This is a genomic window from Croceibacterium ferulae (genome assembly GCF_003660445.1).
In the GTDB taxonomy this organism is placed as follows: Bacteria; Pseudomonadota; Alphaproteobacteria; order Sphingomonadales; family Sphingomonadaceae; genus Croceibacterium; species Croceibacterium ferulae.
The window spans coordinates 257,146-276,649 of sequence record NZ_QZVQ01000007.1; the positions used below are offsets into that span (position 1 = coordinate 257,146).

Sequence of the window (19,504 nt, forward strand, 5' to 3'; positions counted from 1 at the left end):
AGCTTGCGGTGAAGGACTTCGCCGCCTCCAGCGATCCGGCAGTGCAGCGCCAGCTGGACCGGCTGGCCGCCCTCAGCCTGCCGCAGGGCCGGCTGGGGCTGGAGGTGGTGCGCGATATGCTGCGCCGGCTGGGCGACCCGCAGCTGCACCTGCCGCCGGTGTTCCACGTCGCCGGCACCAATGGCAAGGGGTCCACCTGCGCCTATCTGGCGGCCATGCTGGAGGCGCAGGGCCTGGTGGTGCACAGCGCCACCAAGCCGCATCTGGTCCGCTACAACGAACGCATCCGCATCGCCGGCCGGCTGATCGAAGACGCGCTGCTGGCGCAATTGCTGGCCGAGGTGCTGGACGCCAGCGAAGACCTGCAGCCCAGCTTCTTCGAGGTGACCACCGTCGCCACCTTCCTCGCCTTCGCGCGCAACCCGGCGGATGCCTGTGTGATCGAGGTGGGCCTGGGCGGACGGCTGGACGCGACCAATGTGCTGGAGCATCCGGCGGCGACCGCGATCGCCAGCCTGGGCGTGGATCACGAGGCGTTCCTGCTGGTGCCGGAAGATGGCGCCCCGTCCGAACCGCTGGTCCGCATCGCCTTCGAGAAAGCCGGCATCGCCCGCGCCGGCGCGCCCATGGTGACGCAGGCCTATGCCGAAGGAATGGAGCTGGAGATCGCGCGCCTGTGCGCCGCCGCCGGCGCCCCGCTGCACATGCGCGGTGTCGACTGGTGGGCGGAGATCGGCGAGGACTCCATCGAGTACCGCGACCGCCATGGCGCGCTGACCCTGCCGCTGCCCGCCCTGCCCGGCCGGCACCAGGGCGACAATGCCGCGCTCGCCGTGGCCGTGCTGCGCCACCAGGACCGGGTGAGCGTCGATCCGGCCGCCCTGGCCGAAGGGATCCGCGCCGCCCGCTGGCCCGCGCGGCTGCAATTGCTGGGCACTGGCCCGCTGACCGCACGGGCGCCCGGCCGGGCGATCTGGCTGGATGGTGGGCACAATGCCGATGCCGGGCTGGCGATTGCGCGGCACTTTGCCGGGCAGCGGGTGCATCTGGTGATTGGCATGCTGGCCAATCGCGACCCGCAGGCGATCATCGCCCCGCTGGCGGGCAGCATCGCCACGCTGTCCGCCGTACCCATCCAAGGCAGCGCCGCACACCCGGCGGAGGCGTATGGTGCTGAAGCGCGCTGGCACGACAGCGTGGCGGAGGCGCTGGACGCCCTGCCGGCAGACGACCTGCCGGTACTAATCGCGGGGTCGCTCTATCTGGCGGGCAAGGTGCTGGCCGCCAATGGCGAGGCGCCCGACTGAGGCGGGGCAGCCGGGAGCAGGCGACTGCTTCAGGTGGAGAGCGGACCTTAGGTAAACGAGCAGTTGTAGAAGTTTTTCAACAAGGGTCGGCAAGAGACGAGGTCGCCGTCAAACAGCTTTGTAATTCGCTCCGGCGCGACAAACTGGCCGGTCGCAATCCAGCCGTCTGCCAGCATTACATCGCCTGTGGGATCGTAGACTATGCCTGACCAGTTATCGAGGAAGCCGCCGGGCTTCAAAAAGGCCACCCGTTTTGGCGGGCCCTCGTCTATCAAGAATGTTGTCCCTTTATATTCTTGATAGCCGCCAGCGCTGCCATCAAAACGCCCAGCTTCGGCCACGCGAACGATCTCTTGAAAACTACTGTGATTACGTAAGACGAAAGTCCAGTCGAAGACCCACGCGGTTGCCCACATGACCGGCAATGCCAAGGCGACAGCCAACCCGAATGCTCCCAACGGAGCGACGCTGGCGAGCAGAGACTTTCCAAGGTCTTGTCGACAATCCCAAGCGGCGTTTAGGCTCACCACAAAGAGGACGACCCAAGCGAGCGTCAAACCGCAAGCCGCAAGCATCGCAACGGGAACGCCGATGAAGCCGCCAAACCACATCACGGCAGATATGACCACAAAGGAGCATACTGCGACGATGAGCCAGGAGAGCAGTTGGCGACGCGGGGTTTCCCACTCGCTGAACGGTACGTGGCACCACATCAACGCATCCTGCCGCGCCCGGCGTATGTCCGCAATGGGCTCGTTTGCGGACCGAGAAAAAGCAACGGTCGCTGTGCAACACGAAACCATTCCGCCCATGCTGCGCAACAGCCGTCCCGCGTTCAGCAGCCCTGCAGGTCGCGCTGCATGTAGACCGTGTCGAGCAACCGGCCGAACTTCCTGCCCACGTTCCGCAAGCGCCCGGCTTCGACGAAGCCGCATCTCGCATGAACCGCAACGGAGGCGGGTTCCGCACCGCCGATGACGGCGATCATCTGGCCGAAGCCGGCATCGGCGGCCTTCGCCACCAGCGCAGTCAGCAGCGCGGCGCCCAGGCCGCGCCCCACTTGGTCCGCCGCGACATAGATGCTGTTCTCGCAGGTGCCGGCATAAGCGGGGCGATCCCTGAACTGCGCGGCATAGGCATAGCCGACCACCGCACCATCCATCATGGCGACGATGAACGGCGAGTTCCGGCCGGCAATCCCGGCGATTTTCGCCGCCCACGCGTCGGCCGCGGGAGGATCGATGTCGAAGGTGGCGGTCCCGTGGCGCACATGGTGCGCGTAGATCGCCGCGATGGCGGCGGCATCGCCGGGTACGGCGTCGCGGATGATGGGGTCCGGCATCACACCCGAATGCGTCACCGGCGCAGCTTCGGCACCCTGCGCCGCCTCAGACCAGCCGCGACTGCGCCAGAGCCGCCTTGATGAATCCGGCGAACAGCGGGTGCGGGTCGAACGGACGGCTCTTCAGTTCGGGGTGGAACTGCACGCCGATGAAGAACGGATGGTCCGGCCGTTCCACGATCTCGGGCAGCAGGCCGTCCGGCGACATGCCGGAGAACAGCAGGCCGCCGGCCTCCAGCCGGTCCTTGTAGGCGGCGTTCACCTCGTAACGGTGGCGATGCCGTTCGCTGATCGCGGTGCCGCCATAGACCTGCGCGACATGGCTGTTGCCCGCCAGCACCGCATCATAGGCACCGACGCGCATCGTGCCGCCCAGGTCGCCCTCGGCCGATCGCTGCTGCAGGCCTTCCGCGCTCATCCATTCGGTAATGATGCCCACCACCGGCTCCGGCGTGGGGCCAAATTCGGTGGAGCTGGCCTCCGCGAGGCCGGCATTGTTCCGCGCGGCCTCGATGCAGGCCATCTGCATGCCCAGGCAGATGCCGAAGAACGGTATCTCGCGTTCGCGCGCGAAGCGGACGCTGGCGATCTTGCCCTCGCTGCCACGCTCGCCAAAGCCGCCGGGCACCAGGATACCGTCCATCGGCTCCAGCTGCGCGGCGATCGTGGCGTCGTCCTGTTCGAACAGCTCCGCATCAATCCACTTGATGTGGACCTTCACCTTATTGGCCATGCCGCCATGCACCAGCGCCTCGTTCAGGCTCTTATAGGCGTCCGGCAGGCCGACATACTTGCCCACCACGGCGATGGTCACTTCGCCTTCCGGGTTCTGGTAGCGGTCGACGACCTCGTCCCAGGTGGACAGGTCCGGCAGCGGCGCGGTCAGGCCGAAATGGCGCAGAACTTCCGCATCCAGCCCTTCGCGGTGATATTGCAGCGGTACCGAATAGATGGAGCTGGCATCCAGCGCCTGGATCACCGCCTCTGGCCGCACATTGCAGAACAGCGCGATCTTCGCGCGTTCGGCGGCGGGCAGCGGGTGTTCGCAGCGGCACAGCAGCAAATCGGGCTGCACGCCCAGGCTGGTGAGGTCGCGCACGGAATGCTGCGTCGGCTTGGTCTTCAGCTCCCCCGCGGCGGAGATGTACGGAACCAGCGTCACATGGACCAGCGCGGTGCGTTCACGCCCCAGCTCGTTGCGCAGCTGGCGGATGGATTCGATGAACGGAAGGCTCTCGATATCGCCGACCGTGCCGCCGATCTCGCACAGCACGAAGTCGAGCCCGTCCGTATCCGCCTGCGCGAATTCCTTGATGGCGTCCGTCACATGCGGGATCACCTGCACCGTCGCGCCCAGATAGTCGCCGCGCCGTTCGCGGGCGATGATCTGCTGGTAGATCCGGCCGCTGGTGACATTGTCGCTCTGATGCGCGGAGACGCCGGTGAAGCGTTCGTAATGGCCCAGGTCCAGGTCGGTTTCCGCGCCGTCATCGGTCACGAACACCTCGCCATGCTGATACGGGCTCATCGTGCCCGGATCGACATTGAGGTAGGGGTCGAACTTGCGGATGCGGACGGTGTAGCCGCGCGCCTGCAGCAGCGCCGCCAGACTGGCAGCCATCAGCCCCTTGCCAAGCGAGGAGACCACGCCGCCGGTGATGAAAATGTACCGGGTCATGGGAGTTGAGCCTTAAGCGGGCAAGCGGATTCGGCGCAAGGCCGGGCCATCACGCTATGCACAGAAATCGTGGGAGGCGCAGCAGGGCTGCGCCAGGTGGAAAGGCGCGCGCCTGCTGACTGCGCCGGTTCGGACTGGCGCGCTTACTGCGCCGGTTTGGAGCAGCGCGCTTACTGCGCGACGCCGGCCAGCGGATCATCTTCCGCCTGCGGCACCGGCGATACCGGCGCCTGCCCGTCCAGCCCCGGATCGCCGGGGATCGCGTCGGGCGCCTGCTGCGGGTTGACCGCCGGAGTGGAGACCGTCCGGTCGAGGCTGGTGTCGAGTTCCCTGGTGCCCGCCTGGTTCACGGCCATGCCGGCCAGCAGGATGGCCAGCGCCACGAAGGCGACCGTCAGCCACTTGGTGGTGCGGGTCAGGAAATCGGCCGCGCCACGGGCGGACATCAGCCCGCCGGGGCTGCCGCCGCCGCCGACGCCCAGACCGCCGCCTTCACTGCGCTGCATCAGCACAACGCCAACCAGTGCGGCGGCGATGATCCCCTGGACCACGGACAGAAAGATAAACAGCGACATGAACTACCTTAAGGCAAGGCGCGGCGGAGCGCGTGAAGCCGCGCATCTAGTCCGCCGGGCGTGTTTTCTCAAGCATTGCGGGAACCAAAGACCGCGATGCCTGCCGACTATGGGCGATTAGTGGTGGTGCTCCAGCCGCTCCGCCGCGGCCACCACGATGCCGACGAAGCTTTCCGCCGTCAGGCTGGCGCCGCCGACCAGCGCGCCGCCGACCTCGTCCGCCGCCAGCAGCTCGGCCGCGTTGTCCGCCCGGACAGATCCGCCATACAGAATGCGGATCGCTTCCGCGCCCGGGCCATAGATGGCCAGCAATTGCGCGCGGATCGCCCGGTGCATGGCGGACACGTCCTCCACGGTGGGCGTGCGGCCGGTGCCGATCGCCCAGACGGGTTCGTAGGCCACGGTCACGCGTTCCAGCACATGTTCCCCGCGCGGCAGCGACCCCTCCAGCTGCGCGGCGACGACCGCCTCGGCCTCGCCCGCGTCGCGCTGCTCCTCCGTCTCGCCGACACAGACGATCACGCCCATGCTCAAGGCCAGCGCCGCCTGCGCCTTGGCCCGCACCTCACTGTCGCTTTCCCGATGGTGGGTACGGCGTTCGGAATGGCCCACGATCACGAAGCTGGCGCCGGCATCCTTGACCATGCCGGCGGAAATGCCGCCGGTATGCGCGCCGCTTTCGGCCGCGTGGCAATCCTGCGCGCCGACGCCGATCAGGCCGGCTTCCTTGCGGATCGCCTGGATCAGGGTGGCGGGCGGCGCCAGCGCCACCTCCACCTTGATCAACCGTTCGGCCGCACGGTCGATGGCGCGGGCTTCCGCGACCATGGCACGGGTTCCGTGCATCTTCCAGTTGCCGACGATATAGGGGCGCTGGGCCATCTATAGTCCTTGATGCTTGTCAATGTGCGAATGAGTGATCGGTCGATCTGCGGCGGGGCCGCCACCGTTCCGGTCCGATGCCGCTACCCCCGGCCGCAACGCTTGTCAAAGCCGCCAGCCGGGCGCCCGTCGCACACCGCCGGCACTGTTGCGGAAGGGTTGCAGGCCGGATAAAGCGCCGCTCTCGCAGCGCCCACCCGGGTGCCTGTCACCCTGTCCACTCGCAAGAAGCGCCCGCCCCCATGCTCCAGCTGTTCCGCAATCTTACCAAGTCCAGGCTCGGCGTCGGCGTCACGCTCGTCTTCCTGGCGATCATGGCCCTGGCCTTCGTCGGGGGTGATGTCGCGAACAGCAACCTGTTCGGCGGCGTCGCCGGCGGGGATCGGGTGGCGACCGTGGGCGACGAACGCGTCGACAGCGCGGACCTGATCAGCAACGCCACCAATGCGCTGGAGGCGGAGCGGCAGGAGAATCCCAGCCTGACCATGCCGGCCTTCATCGCGCAGGGCGGGCTGACGCAGGTGCTGGACCAGTTGCTGAGCCGCACGGCACTGTCCGTGTTCGGACAGGAGCATGGCCTCAAGGTCAGTGACCGGCTGATCGACAGCGAATTGCTGCAGATCGGCGCTTTCCGCGGCGCGGACGGCCAGTTCGACGCCAATCTGTTTCGTGCCACGCTGGCACAGCGGGGCCTGACGGAGGCTGCAGTGCGCGAAGATCTCGCCGCCGGCCTGTATGCCCGCCAGCTGCTGTCGCCCGTCGCATTGTCGCCGGTGATGCCCGCCAGCTTCGGCCCGCGCTATGCCGCGCTGCTGCGTGAACGGCGGCAGGGGGCCATCGCGCTGATCCCCAGCGATGCCTATGCGCCGACGGCGGCACCCACCGATGCGCAGCTGCAGGCCTTCTATCGCGAGACCAGCAGCAGCTATATCCGCCCGGAACGGCGCGTGCTGCGCTTTGTCACCTTCGGGGAAGACGCACTGGCGGGCCTGCCCGCGCCGACAGAGGCGCAGATCGCCCAGCGGTTCCAGCGTGACCGCGCGCAATATGGTGCCAGCGAACGGCGTCGCTTCACGCAGCTGATCGTGCCGACCCAGGCGGCGGCGCAGGCCATCGTGAACGAGGTCCGCGGGGGAACGTCGCTTGCCGCATCGGCGCAGGGCAAGGGGCTGCGCACCGCAGGCATCGGCCCCGTCACGCAGAGCCAGCTGACCAGCCAGGCCTCCACCGCCGTCGCCTCTGCCGCGTTCGGCGCGGCGCAGGGCGCCATCGCCGCTCCGGCCCGCGGGCCGCTAGGCTGGTATGTGCTGCAGGTGGACGGGATCGAACGCACCGCCGCCCGCACGCTGGACCAGGTTCGCGGCGAGATCGCGCAGACCCTGGCCACCGAAGCGCGCACTGCCGCCATCGCCGGACTTGGCGCGCGGGTGCAGGACCAGCTGGACGATGGCGCCACGCTGGCCGAAGTCGCCACCTCCGTGAAGGGCACTGTCACCACCACCCGGCCTGCCACGGCCGAAGGCTCGATCTACGGCTCCACCAGCAATGAACGCGTGCCGGAAGAACTGACGCGCGTGCTGCCCTCCGCCTTCGAGATGGCGGAAGGCGAGGCGCAGGTCGCCGAAGTGGTGCCGGGCGAACGCTTCGTCGCCTATGACGTGGCGGAGATCACCCCGTCGGCCACCGCCCCGCTGGCGGAGATCCGGGACGAGGTCGTCGCCCTGTGGCGCCGCGACCAGGGCGCAGCCGCCGCCCGCGCCGCCGCGCAGCGCGTGCAGCAGCGCATCGGCAAGGGCGCCACGCTGGCGGCCGCGCTGGCCGCAGAGGACAAGGGCCTGCCGGCCCCGCGCACCGTCAACCTGACGCGCGACCAGCTGGCCGGGCAGCAGCAGGTGCCCCGTCCGCTGGCGCTGTTCTTCTCCATGGCGAAAGGCACCACCAAGACCCTTGAGGAACAGGGCGATGGCGGCTGGTACGTGGTGCAGCTGGCCGATGTGCAGGCGCCCGCGATCGCGCAGACCGATCCGCTGGTCCTCGCCTCCCTGCAGCAGCTGGGCACCGCCACGGGCGAGGAATATGTGCAGCAGTTCCTGGCCGCGGTGGAGGCCGAGGTCGGCGTGGAGCGCAATGCGGACGCGATTGCCGGCGTGACCGCCCGGCTGACCGGCGGGCAGTAGGATGGCGCCGCTCGCCAGCAGCACCCTTGCCAATGCCGACGCCGCCAGCCGGCAGCTTGCTGCCGGGCAGCCGGCGCTGGTCTGGCGCCGGGTCGTGGCCGACACGGACACCCCGGTCGGCGCCGCGTTGAAGCTGATCGAGCCGGGCCGGGGCGACTTCCTGCTGGAATCGGTCGAAGGCGGGGCCGTGCGCGGCCGCTACAGCCTGATGGGGCTGGATCCGGACCTGGTCTTCCGCGCCACCGGCCATGCTTGCGAGATCAATCGCGCATGGCAGGATGACCGCGCCGCCTTTGCCGCCCTGCCCGGCGACTCGCTGGCCGAACTGCGCGCGCTCGCCGCCGCCTGCCGCATCGACGTGCCCGCCGAACTGCCGCCCGCGCTCGCCTGCCTGGTCGGCTATTTCGGCTACGAGACGATCGGCCTGGTGGAAGACCTGCCGCGCGCGCCGCAGGGCGCGCTGGAGCTGCCGGACATGCTGTTCGTGCGGCCGACGGTGGTGCTGGTGTTCGACGGGTTGACGGATGCGCTGTTCTGCGTCGCCCCGCTATGGGCCGACGGCACCGCCGCCGAACAGGCGCTGGCCCAAGCCGGCGAACGGATCGACGACACGCTGCGCCGCCTGGCACAGCCTGCGCCGGCCCTGCCCGGGGCTGCGCAGCCGCTGCCGGACATGGCGCTGAACCCGGTGCTCGCCCCCGGCGATTACCCGGCGATGGTGGCCCGGGCGAAGGAGTACATCACCGCCGGCGACATCTTCCAGGTTGTGCTGGCACAGCGCTTCACCTGCCCCTTCCCGCTGCCGCCGCTGGCGCTCTACCGGGCGCTGCGGCGGGTGAACCCGTCCCCATTCCTGTACTTCCTCGACCTGCCCGGCTTTGCCATCGTTGGTTCCAGCCCGGAGATCCTGGTCCGGGTGCGCGATGGCGAGGTGACCATCCGCCCCATCGCCGGCACCCGCCCGCGCGGGCTCGGCGAGGCGGCGGACCGCGCGGCGGAGGCGGATCTGCTGGCCGATCCCAAGGAACTAGCGGAGCACCTGATGCTGCTGGATCTCGGCCGCAACGATGTCGGCCGCGTGGCGACGGCGGGCAGCGTGACGGTGACCGACAGCTTCACCGTCGAACGCTATAGCCACGTCATGCACATCGTCAGCAACGTGGTCGGCCAGCTTGCTCCGGACAAGGACGCGCTGGACGCACTGTTCGCCGGCTTCCCCGCCGGAACGGTCAGCGGTGCCCCCAAGATCCGCGCCTGCGAGATCATCGCCGGGCTGGAGCCGGAGACACGCGGGCCCTATGCCGGCGGCGTCGGCTATTTCGCGCCCGACGGCTCGGTCGACAGCTGCATCGTGCTGCGCACCGCCGTGGTCAAGGAAGGCACCATGCACGTCCAGTCCGGGGCCGGCATCGTCGCCGACAGCGACCCCGCCTACGAACAGCGCGAATGCGAGGCCAAGGCCGGCGCGCTGATCGCCGCTGCCCGCGAAGCCGCCCGGATTGCCGGCGAACCCGGCTTCGGCCAATGAGCGCGACCATGACCGCACCCATCCTCGTCATCGACAATTACGACAGCTTCACCTTCAACCTGGTCCATTACCTGATGGAACTGGGCGCCGCGGTGGAGGTGGTGCGCAACGATGCCCTGACCGCCGCCCAGGCGCTCGACACCGGCGCCGCCGGCATCCTGATCTCCCCCGGCCCTTGCACCCCCACGGAAGCCGGCATCAGCCTGGACCTGGTCGGTGCCTGCGCCGATGCCGGCCGGCCGCTGCTGGGCGTGTGCCTGGGCCATCAGGCGATCGGGCAATATTTCGGCGGCACCGTCACCCGTGGCGGGCTGATGCACGGCAAGACCAGCCCCGTTACCCATGATGGCAGCGGCGTGTTCGCCGGCCTGCCCAGCCCGTTCACCGCCACCCGCTATCACTCGCTGGTGGTGGTCGACATACCGGAGGTGCTGGTGGTCAACGCCCACAGCGAGACGCCCGGGCTGGACGGTACCGTCGCCATGGGCTTCCGCCACGCACACCTGCCGATCCATGGCGTGCAGTTCCACCCGGAAAGCATCGCCACCGAACATGGCCACGACCTGCTGGCCAACTTCCTGCGCGATTGCGGCATAGAGCCGCAGGCGCGAGCGTGAGCCACCCCTTCACTGCCGAGGAGGCGGAGGCGCTGTTCGGCCGGATGCTGGACGGGCAGATCGACGATGCCACGATCACCCGCACGCTGATCACCATGACCGAACGGGGCGAGAGCGCGGCCGAGATCGCCGGTGCCGCCCGCGCAATGCGCGCGCGCATGATCCCCGTCGCCGCACCGGCCGGCGCGATCGACGTCTGCGGCACGGGCGGCGACGGGCACCATACGCTGAACGTGTCCACCGCGGTCGCGATCATCATCGCCGCCTGTGGAGTGCCCGTGGCCAAGCACGGCAACCGCGCGGCCAGCAGCAAGGCCGGCGCGGCGGACACGCTGGAGGCGCTGGGCCTTGACCTCGATGCCGCCGCCCGCACGGCGGAGACGACGCTGGACAGCATCGGCATCGGTTTCCTGTTCGCCGCCGCGCATCATCCGGCCATGGGCCGCATCATGCCGATCCGCCGGGCGATCGGCCGGCGCACCATCTTCAACCTGCTCGGCCCGCTGGCCAACCCCGCCGGCGTCACCCGCCAGCTGATCGGCATCGCCCGCCCCGCTTACGTGCCCATCTATGCCGACGCGCTGGCGCAACTCGGCACCGCCCACTCCCTGATCGTTTCGGGCGATGAGGGACTGGACGAACTGAGCCTTGCCGGCGGCAACGAAGTCGCGACCATCCGCGACGGCGAAGTGCGCATGGGCCGCATGGACCCGGCCGATGCAGGCCTGCCCACCGCGCCGGTCAGCGCCATCCGCGGCGGCGATGCGGCGCACAATGCCGCCGCCCTGTCCGCCCTGCTGGACGGGCAGGCGGGCCCCTACCGCGATGCCGTGCTGCTGAACGCCGCCGCCGGGCTGATCGTGGCGGAAGCCGCCCCCGATTGGCAGGCCGGTGCCGCCCGCGCCGCCGAAGCGATCGACAGCGGCGCCGCGCGCGACCTGCTCGCCCGCTGGATCGCGGCCGCGCGGTAATCTCGACACCGGCCACCACTCGCGGCATAGCGCGCGCCATGAACAAGCTGATCGAGATCTGCGCCACCAAGCGTGAGGAAGTGGCCGACCGCAAGGGCCACGCCACCATTGCCGATCTCGACCGGCGCGCGGCCGAGGCCACCCCGCCCCGCGGCTTCCGCGCCGCGCTGGAGGCGAAGGCCGCCACTGGCTTCGCCGTGATTGCGGAGATCAAGAAAGCCTCCCCCAGCAAGGGCCTGATCCGCGCCGATTTCCGCCCGGCGGAACACGCGCTGGCTTACGAACAGGGCGGCGCCGCCTGCCTCTCCGTCCTGACCGATGCGCCCTACTTCCAGGGGCACGAGGATTACCTGATGGACGCCCGCGCCGCATGCGGCCTGCCGGTGCTGCGCAAGGATTTCACGCTCGATCCGTGGCAGGTAGCCGAAGCCCGGGCGATCGGCGCCGACGCGATCCTGCTGATCGTCGCCGCGCTGGAAGATGGCCAGATGGCCGAACTGGAAGCCGCCGCGCTGGAACGCGGGATGGACGTGCTGGTGGAGGTCCACGACGCCGCCGAGATGGAGCGCGCCGCCCGGCTGCGATCGCGGCTGATCGGCGTCAACAATCGCGACCTCAGGACGTTCAGCACCGACCTGGGCATCACGCAGGCACTGGCCCCGCTGGCGCCGGAAGGTACACTGCTGGTCGGCGAAAGCGGCATTGCCACTCACGCCGATTGCATGACCCTGGCGCAGAGCGGCGTGCGCACCTTCCTGGTGGGCGAAAGCCTGATGCGCCAGCCCGACATCGCTGCAGCCACACGGGCCTTGCTGGGCGGGTAATCCGGCAACGTCGCGCCGGCATGGCGCGCGCCTTCGGACCCTCTGATGCCGTTGGCGGCTACCTCGATGTGGGGGCGGGCAAGGCTGGGGAAGAAACGCGTGCCAATTCCGCATCGCTTCCGAGCACCCGGTAGAGCTGGAAGCGGTTCTGCAGCGCGATCAGCAGGATCGCCACTTCCTCGCGCCGCGCCTGGTAAAGCGTTCGCTGCGCCAGGAGATTGGCCAGGAAGCTCTCGACGCCGCCCCGGTAACGCTCCTCGGTCAGCTGCGCAGTGTCCGCCGCCGCAAACGTGTTGCGGCGCGCGGCTTCTGTCTGGTCCAGGATCGTGCTCTGAGTGGCGAGCGTGTCGGCGACCTCCCGGAAGGCGGTCTGGATAGCGCGTTCGTAACCCGCCAGCGCCGCATCGCGTCGTGCCGCGGTGGCCTCCACATTCGCCCGCCGCCCGCCGGCATCGAAGATCGTCTGCGCCAGGCCTGCCCCGCCGGACGCGCTGAACGCGCCGCCGGTGAACAGGCCGCCAAGCCCGTCGCCGGCGAGGCCAAGGAGCCCGGTCAATGTGAGGCTCGGGAACAGCGCCGCCCGGGCGACGCCGATATCGGCGTTGGCGGCCCGCAGCACGAACTCGGCCTCCTGCACGTCGGGCCGGCGTAGCAATACTTCGGAACTGGTGCCTGCTGGCAGGGTGCCGACCGCCTCCATGATCTCAGCGAGGCCGCCGGGCAGCAGTGCCGGGTCGACCGGCGCGCCGACGAGCAGTTGCAACAGGTTCACGTCCTCCGCCAGCGCGGCGGTCTGGCGGGCCAGATCGCCCTCCGCCGTCGCCAGCACCTGCTCGGCCTGGCGCACATCCGTGCGGGGCGCGATCCCGCCCTCCAGCCGGGCCTGCGTCAGCTCCACGCTGCGGCGGGCATTGTCGGCCGTGTCCTGGGCGATGGCGCGCAGGTCCTCGTCGGCCGCATAGGTTGCCCAGACGGAGGCGATGTCCGCCACCAGGCCGATCCGCACCGATGCCGCCGCCGCTTCGCTTGCCAGTGCCAGCTCCCGCTGCGCTGCGGTCGCATTGGCCAGACCGCCGAACAGGTCCAGCTCGTAGCTGGCGATGCCGCCCTGCAGCGCATAGGCCTGCCCTTCCCGCGCGGATTGCGTGGTGGCATCGGCAGAGGCACCCACTGCCACCACGGGGAACTGGGCCGAGCGGGTCACCCGGACGAGCGCGCGCGCCTCCGCAATGTTGGCGGCGGCAATGCGGAGGTCGCGATTGTTGTCGAGCGCGAGCCCCACCAGCTGGAGCAGGCGAGGATTGCGGAACAGGTCGGTATAGGAGACATCGGGCAGCGCCGCCCCCGACGGCGCATAGGCCGGGCCCACGGGGAACGTGGGCGGCACCGGCGCTTGCGGCCGGGCGTAGTCGGGCGCCAGCGAACACGCACTCGCCAGCGCGGCGAGCGCCAGCACCAGCAGCCGGAATGATGGGCGCATGGTCACGCCAGACCTTCTCTGCGGGGCTGGCGACCAATCCTGCGGCGCAGCGCCTTCAATCCGTCGCGGGTGCCGCGCCGCACCAGCACGAACAGCAACGGGATGTAGAAGATCGCCAGCAGAGTGGCCGTCAGCATTCCGCCGATCACCGATGTGCCGATGGCGATGCGGCTGTTGGCTCCGGCGCCGGTGGCGATGGCCAGCGGCAGCACGCCGAAGATGAAGGCGAAGCTGGTCATCAGGATCGGGCGCAGACGGATGCGCGCGGCACTGACCACGGCATCGATGACGCGGGCGCCCTTCTTCTCCTCCTGCTCGGCGAACTCGATCACCAGAATCGCGTTCTTGGCGGTCAGCCCCATCGTGGTCAGCAGCCCGATCTGCAGGAAGACGTCGTTCTCCAGCCCCCGGATCGTGGCTGCGAACACCGCCCCCACCAGGCCGAGTGGGATCACCAGCAGCACCGCGATCGGGATGGACCAGCTTTCGTACAGCGCCGCCAGGCACAGGAACACCACCAGCAGCGACAGCCCGTACAGCAGCGGCGCCTGGCCGGAGGATATCCGCTCCTCGTACGAGGATCCGGCCCAGGCCACGCCCGTGCCGGGCAAGGCGGAGGCCAGCCGCTCCATTTCCGCCATCGCCTCGCCCGAACTCACGCCGGCGGCCGGCTGCCCGGAGATGCCATAGGCGGGTACGCCCTGGAACCGGCTGGTGGTGGACGGAGTGGTCGCCCAGCCCAGCTGCGAGAAGGAGGAGAACGGCGCCATCGTGCCGGTGTTGGACCGCACGAACCATTGGGAAAGATCTTCGGGTTTGGCGCGGTATTCGGCGTCTCCCTGGACATACACCCGCTTCACGCGGCCCCGGTCGATGAAGTCGTTGACGTAGCGCCCACCCCAGGCTGTTCCGAGGGTGGCATTCACGTCGGCCGGTGACAGGCCGTAGGCACTGAGGCGCCGTGTATCCAAATCCACCTTCAGCGTCGCCACATCGGGCAGGTCGCCAAGGCGCACCTGCGCGAGCAGGGGATTGCCGTTGGCCTGTGCAATCAGCCGGTCGCGCGCCTCGGCAAACTGCGCCCGGCTGAGGCCGCTGGTGTTCTGGAACTGCATGTTGAAGCCGGCATCGCCCAGGCCGCGCACCGCGCCAGGCACCTGCGTGAACACCTGCGCGTCGCGCAACCCGGCGAAGGCCTTGCTCGCCCGGTCGGCAATCGCCTGGGCGGTGTTCTCCGGTCCGGGGCGGTCATCCCAATGCTTCAGGTTCATCCAGCCTTGGCCGGTGTTCTGCCCCGAGGCCCCACCGCCCCCGCCACCCGCGACAAGGAAGGTGGAATCGATGTTCTCGGCCTCCGGCCCCGCCATGTAGCTGCGGACAAGGTCGCGCACCTCCAGCGTCCGCGCCTGGGTGGCGCCGGCGGGCAGGCGAAACTGGACCTGTACCCGCCCCTGATCCTCGATCGGCAGGAACCCGCCGGGCAGGCGCATGAACAGCCACGCCAGCAGCACCAGCGTCGCCAGATAGATGACGAGGAACAGCCATTTGCGATCCACCACCGCGCGCACCGCAACGAGGTAGCGGGCCACCATCCGTTCGAAGTTGCGGTTGAACCAGTCGCCCGCCCGGCGGAGCCGGTCCTGCATCCGGGCGAGGCGGCCGCGTGGGTGGGCCGGACCTGAATCCGCGTCCGGACCCGAGCCACCACCGGCAAGGTGCGCCGCCTTGGGCTTCAGCAGAGTTGCGGTAATCGCCGGGCTCAGGATCAGTGCGACCAGCACCGACAGGATCATGCAGGAGATGATCGTCACCGCAAACTGCCGGTAGATGACGCCGGTGGAGCCACCGAAGAAGGCCATCGGCAGGAACACCGCCGACAGCACCAGCGCGATCGCGACCAGTGCCACGTTAAGCTCGCGCATCGATTCGATCGTCGCCTCGCGCGGGCCCATGCCCGGGTTCTCTTCCATCAGGCGCTCGACATTCTCGACCACCACGATCGCGTCATCGACCAGCAGCCCGATCGCCAGCACCATGCCGAACAGCGTCAGCGTGTTCAGCGTCAGCCCGGCGACATAGAACACCGCCAGCGTGCCCAGCAGCACCACCGGCACCGCGATCACCGGCACCAGCAGCGCGCGCCAGCTCTGCAGGAACACGAACATGACGATCACCACCAGCACGATCGCCTCAAGCAGCGCCTTGACCACCTCGTCCACGGACAGCTGGATGAAGTTGGTGGAATCGTTGGCGTAGGCATAGTCGAGACCGTCGGGCAGATCGCGCGCGAGGGTGTCCATCTCGGCCTTGACCAGCTCCGCCGTGCGCAGCGCATCGGCGCCGGGGGACAGCGAGATGCTCATGCCCGCACCCGGATGGCCGTTCATCTGCAGGATGGCGTTGTAGCTTTGCGAGCCCAGCTCCACCCGCGCCACGTCGCCGATCGTCACGGTGGAGCCGTTGGGCAGCGTCTTGAGCACGATGGCCCGGAACTGCTCCGGCGTCTGCAGCCGGGACTGCGCGGTGACTGTGGCGTTAAGCAGCTGGTCCGGGGGCGCCGGCAGGCCGCCCACGTCACCCGCTGCGACTTCCGCATTCTGGGTCTGGATGGCGCTGATGACGTCGCCGGGGATCAGCTGAAAGGCGGCCAGCCGGTGGGGATTGAGCCAGATCCGCATGGCATAGGGGCTGCCGAACACATTGACCTCACCCACGCCCGCCACGCGCGACAGCGGGTCCTGGATGTTGGACGAAAGGTAGTCCGACACGTCCTGGAACGTGCGGGTGTCTGTCACGTCATAAACTGCCACCAGCAGCAGGGCATCGGGATTGGACTTGCTGACCCGCACGCCCTGCTGCTGCACCTCGCCCGGAAGCCGCGCGATGGCGCTCTGGATGGCGTTCTGCACCTGCACCTGGGCGATGTCCGGATCGGTGCCCTTGGCAAAGGTGACGGTGATGCTCGCCTGCCCGCGCGAGCTCGATTGCGAGCTGAAGTACAACAGCCCGTCGAGGCCGGTGAGCGTCTGCTCCAGCACCTGCGTCACGCTGTTCTCGATCGTCTCCGCCGAGGCGCCGGGGAAGGAGGCGCTGACATTGACGTTGGTGGGCGCGATGTCCGGATATTGCTCGACCGGCAACGCCCGCAGCGCCCCCACGCCCGCCAGCATCACGATGATGGCGAGCACCCAGGCAAAGATCGGCCGTTCGATGAATATCCGCGACATGGGTCTGGTCAGTCCGCCCGCGCCGGGGCGGCCGTCGGACCAGCGGGAACGCCGATCCGCTGCGGCGTACCCTGGGGGACCGGCCGGACCTCCGTGTCATGCCGCAACGCCTTTGGCGTCTGGGTGATCACCCGGTCTCCGCTGCGCAGCCCGTCGGATATCACCCAGTTCCGGCCCTGCGTGCGGCTGGTGGTGACCGGCCGGCGCAGCGCCTTGTTGCCGGGCCCGACCACGTAGACGAAGGCAGAGCCGTTGAAGTCGCGCTGCACCGCGGGCTGCGGAACCACGAAGGCGGCAGGCCGCACCGCCTGATCGAACACGGCGGTCACGAACATGCCGGGCAACAGCACGCCCTGTGGATTGGGAAAGCGCGCGCGCAGCGCCACGGTGCCGGTGCTCACATCAACCGTCACGTCCGAAAACTGCACGGTGCCCGCCGCGCCATAGGTGCTGCCATCCTCCAGCTGCAGCCGGGCACTGGTGCTGCCGGCATCCACCTCGCCGTCGCGCAGCGCCCGGCGCAAGGAGGTCAGCTCGGCACTCGATTGCTGCATGTCGACGAAGATCGGGTCCAACCGTTGAATGATCGCCAGCGGCTGTGTCTGGGCGGCATTGGCGAGCGCGCCATTCGTGACCAGCGAGCGGCCGATACGCCCGCTGATGGGCGCATCGACCCGTGTGAAACGCAGGTTGATGCGCGCAGTCTCCAGCGCCGCCTGGGCCTGCGCCACGGTTGCCCGCGCCACCCCGGCCTGGGCCTCCGCATTGGTGTAGTCCTGCTCGGCAACCGCCTCGATCTCGGCCAGCGGCTTGTAGCGGCGGGCGAGAGCCTCGGCACCCTGGGCCGTGGCGCGCGCGCTGGCAAGGTTCGCCTCCGCCTGGCGAACGGCGGCGCGGAACAGTCGATCGTCGATCTCGTACAGCTGCTGCCCGGCCCGGACGAAGCTGCCTTCCACGAACAGCCGGCGGCGGATGATCCCGCTCACCTGCGGGCGGACCTCGCTCGTCTCGTAGGCGACGGTCCGGCCCGCGAGCGTGACGGAGATCGGCACTGCCACCGGCTCGACCATGACGAACCCGACCTGCGGAGCCGGCTCGGCAGCACGCTCCTCGCCAGACGAACATCCGGAGAGCGCCGCAAGACCCATGGCGAGGCTGCCGACACGAACAGCCCGAAGAAACCTCGTCAAATCCAGTGATTCCCTGCAGGCCGTCGGCAGACGGTCACCATTGTCCATGGCGCAAACGTCGCCGTAATACACTGAAATATTGCAGCCATCGCAGATGGGCGTCAACCGCGGGCGACGAATTTGGTGGCGGCCCGATCCGGGCAAACGGATGCATGTCGGTGGCCACCATCGAAGCCGGCTTGCACCAAGGCCGATCTGCAACCGTGCTGCTGCCTGGCGCGCCGATCCAGTCCCCTAGATGACGCGGGGAACATCGCGGCGCCACGACCATTCGAGTGGAAATCTTCAGCCGGGGTCGAGATGCAGGTATCGGACGTCATGAGCGAGGACGTCGAGTTTGTCTCGCCCGACGCCAGTGTCCAGGACGCTGCCGTGCTGATGGGCGAGATCGACGTCGGCGGACTACCCGTGGGTACGCGGGAACAGCCGCTGGGGATCGTGACCACACGTGACCTTGTGTATCGGCTGTGCGCGGCAGGGCTTGATCCCGCGAGCACGTCTGTCAGGCAGGTGATGAGCCCGAACATCTTCGCCTGCTCGACGGAAGATGACCTTGGCGCGGCGATGGACGTGATGGCGGCCCATCATGTCCGCAGGCTGATGGTGAGCGACGCGGACGGTCGGATGGTTGGCTGGATCACCCTCAGCGATATTGCGCGCCGCCTCCTGATCGACAGCCCGGTCGTGCGCGACGGGCTGGATGAACTCAACCGGACGGCTCTCTGACCCGTGTCCGCTGTCCGGTGCGCTCCCGATTAATCCGCAGCACGACGTCGGCCGCGATGTCCAGCCGTGCGGCCAGATAGGCCAGGTAGGTGCGCTCCACCGGACGGTCGAAGCCGACGATCTCCACGGACACGGCGTAGAACCGTTCCGCCAGTACGGGCGTCCCTACGGTCCGGATCAACTGCTCGATCGAGGGCGGCGCGTCCAGTTCGCTCCATAGCTGATCCCGAACCGCAGCGTCCTCGATCCAGGATCGTACCAGCTTGCTCAGCCGCTGGCGTTCCTCATCGCTCACGGCTCCGTCAGCGTGAGCGGCGGCGATCATCCCGCGAATGAGCAGCCGGGTGTCGGACGGGCTCAATCCGGTCAGATCGGCGGGATCGCTTTGCATCAGCTGGCGCCGGTTGCGCAGGTGGGCGTCGAGCAGCTTCGAGGCGAGCGCAAGTTCCACGCGGCGCAATCGTAGCTCTGCCGGTGGGGAGTCCGCCCCGACGGGCGCAGACTGGGGCGGCCATGATGATGGCGTGACGGCTTCGGCGGCAATCCAGTCGGCGTTGGCGACGCCGTCGGGCGCACGGGCCAGGTCACGCCCCGTCACGGCAGGGCTTCTTCCGTACCGGTGGCCGCGTTGATCTGCTTCAGCAGCAAGGAGAAGTCGATCGGCTTGGGATGGTAGTCCGTGCATCCGGCCTCGATTGCCTTGTCGCGATCACCGGCCATGGCGTGAGCGGTCAGGGCGATCACGGGAACATCGGCAAAGCTTGGATCCTGACGCAGTTCACGCACGGCGGAATAACCGTCCAGCACGGGCAGGTTAACGTCCATCAGGATCAGTTCGGGCCGTTCCGCGCGCGCCTTTTCCAGCCCTGCCCGGCCATCGAAGGCGAGCGCCACCTCGTGACCCTTGCGGCGCAAACGGCGCGAAAGGAAGTCCCAGATCTCCTCGTGATCCTCGACCAGCAGCAGCCTTGCCATTGTAA

General features: G+C 68.8%; 17 protein-coding genes. 7 read left to right on the forward strand and 10 right to left on the reverse strand.

From position 1 onward, the window contains the following. The first annotated feature begins 8 nt into the window (after window positions 1–8). Window positions 9–1,307: a bifunctional folylpolyglutamate synthase/dihydrofolate synthase gene (locus D5S08_RS10105; protein WP_121118082.1), complete on the forward strand. Its 1,299-nt coding sequence runs from the start codon at window positions 9–11 to the stop codon at window positions 1,305–1,307. 47 nt (window positions 1,308–1,354) lie between these two features. Here D5S08_RS10105 and D5S08_RS10110 read toward each other — a convergent pair whose 3' ends face one another. The 5 genes from D5S08_RS10110 to tpiA all read right to left on the reverse strand — a co-directional run bounded on the left by D5S08_RS10110 (window position 1,355) and on the right by tpiA (window position 5,784). Beyond that, a complete protein-coding gene (locus tag D5S08_RS10110) occupies window positions 1,355–2,020 on the reverse strand; it encodes a hypothetical protein (RefSeq protein WP_121118084.1) in 666 nt (221 codons plus the stop codon). 122 nt (window positions 2,021–2,142) lie between these two features. Then, window positions 2,143–2,649 carry a GNAT family N-acetyltransferase gene (locus tag D5S08_RS10115; RefSeq protein WP_121118184.1) on the reverse strand — a complete coding sequence of 169 codons (507 nt, stop codon included), beginning with the start codon at window positions 2,647–2,649 and terminating at the stop codon, window positions 2,143–2,145. A 46-nt stretch (window positions 2,650–2,695) separates the two neighbouring features. Further along, entirely contained in the window at window positions 2,696–4,327 is a 1,632-nt protein-coding gene (locus tag D5S08_RS10120) for a CTP synthase (RefSeq protein WP_121118086.1), read from the reverse strand. A 170-nt stretch (window positions 4,328–4,497) separates the two neighbouring features. After that, window positions 4,498–4,902 (reverse strand): preprotein translocase subunit SecG, encoded by a 405-nt coding sequence (gene secG, locus D5S08_RS10125; RefSeq protein ID WP_421757459.1) that lies wholly within the window; start codon window positions 4,900–4,902, stop codon window positions 4,498–4,500. A gap of 117 nt (window positions 4,903–5,019) precedes the next feature. Next, window positions 5,020–5,784 carry a triose-phosphate isomerase gene (gene tpiA, locus D5S08_RS10130; RefSeq protein WP_121118088.1) on the reverse strand — a complete coding sequence of 255 codons (765 nt, stop codon included), beginning with the start codon at window positions 5,782–5,784 and terminating at the stop codon, window positions 5,020–5,022. A 242-nt stretch (window positions 5,785–6,026) separates the two neighbouring features. On the opposite strand from tpiA, the gene D5S08_RS10135 reads away from it, so the two are divergent. Genes D5S08_RS10135 through trpC form a run of 5 tightly spaced genes read left to right on the forward strand, consistent with a single transcriptional unit; the run spans window position 6,027 to window position 11,901 of the window. Beyond that, a complete protein-coding gene (locus D5S08_RS10135) occupies window positions 6,027–7,961 on the forward strand; it encodes a peptidylprolyl isomerase (protein ID WP_162301955.1) in 1,935 nt (644 codons plus the stop codon). A gap of 1 nt (window position 7,962) precedes the next feature. Further along, window positions 7,963–9,489: an anthranilate synthase component I family protein gene (locus tag D5S08_RS10140; RefSeq protein WP_121118092.1), complete on the forward strand. Its 1,527-nt coding sequence runs from the start codon at window positions 7,963–7,965 to the stop codon at window positions 9,487–9,489. Between the two features lie 8 nt (window positions 9,490–9,497). Further along, window positions 9,498–10,106 carry an anthranilate synthase component II gene (locus D5S08_RS10145; RefSeq protein ID WP_121118188.1) on the forward strand — a complete coding sequence of 203 codons (609 nt, stop codon included), beginning with the start codon at window positions 9,498–9,500 and terminating at the stop codon, window positions 10,104–10,106. After that, window positions 10,103–11,077 carry an anthranilate phosphoribosyltransferase gene (trpD, locus tag D5S08_RS10150; RefSeq protein WP_277750407.1) on the forward strand — a complete coding sequence of 325 codons (975 nt, stop codon included), beginning with the start codon at window positions 10,103–10,105 and terminating at the stop codon, window positions 11,075–11,077. The genes D5S08_RS10145 and trpD overlap by 4 nt, the downstream gene beginning before the upstream one ends. Before the next feature lie 38 nt (window positions 11,078–11,115). Next, window positions 11,116–11,901, forward strand: coding sequence for an indole-3-glycerol phosphate synthase TrpC (gene trpC / locus D5S08_RS10155; protein ID WP_121118094.1), 786 nt, complete (start codon window positions 11,116–11,118; stop codon window positions 11,899–11,901). Between the two features lie 58 nt (window positions 11,902–11,959). Here the strand turns inward: trpC and D5S08_RS10160 are convergent, their stop codons facing one another. From D5S08_RS10160 to D5S08_RS10170, 3 genes are read right to left on the reverse strand one after another with little or no spacing between them, the layout of a single operon-like run. After that, window positions 11,960–13,381: an efflux transporter outer membrane subunit gene (locus tag D5S08_RS10160; protein ID WP_121118095.1), complete on the reverse strand. Its 1,422-nt coding sequence runs from the start codon at window positions 13,379–13,381 to the stop codon at window positions 11,960–11,962. A 2-nt stretch (window positions 13,382–13,383) separates the two neighbouring features. Further along, a complete protein-coding gene (locus D5S08_RS10165) occupies window positions 13,384–16,608 on the reverse strand; it encodes an efflux RND transporter permease subunit (protein ID WP_121118097.1) in 3,225 nt (1,074 codons plus the stop codon). 8 nt (window positions 16,609–16,616) lie between these two features. Further along, the gene (locus D5S08_RS10170) at window positions 16,617–17,798 is read right to left on the reverse strand and encodes an efflux RND transporter periplasmic adaptor subunit (RefSeq protein WP_338322967.1); all 1,182 of its coding nucleotides are present in this window, start codon (window positions 17,796–17,798) and stop codon (window positions 16,617–16,619) included. 318 nt (window positions 17,799–18,116) lie between these two features. On the opposite strand from D5S08_RS10170, the gene D5S08_RS10175 reads away from it, so the two are divergent. Next, a complete protein-coding gene (locus tag D5S08_RS10175) occupies window positions 18,117–18,524 on the forward strand; it encodes a CBS domain-containing protein (RefSeq protein ID WP_121118192.1) in 408 nt (135 codons plus the stop codon). On the opposite strand, the gene D5S08_RS16985 is transcribed toward D5S08_RS10175, so the two are convergent. Then, entirely contained in the window at window positions 18,505–19,122 is a 618-nt protein-coding gene (locus tag D5S08_RS16985) for a DUF533 domain-containing protein (RefSeq protein WP_206610314.1), read from the reverse strand. The genes D5S08_RS10175 and D5S08_RS16985 overlap by 20 nt on opposite strands. Next, entirely contained in the window at window positions 19,119–19,499 is a 381-nt protein-coding gene (locus D5S08_RS10185) for a response regulator (RefSeq protein ID WP_121118101.1), read from the reverse strand. Before D5S08_RS10185 ends, D5S08_RS16985 begins: the two co-directional genes overlap by 4 nt. Between the last annotated feature and the right edge of the window lie 5 nt (window positions 19,500–19,504).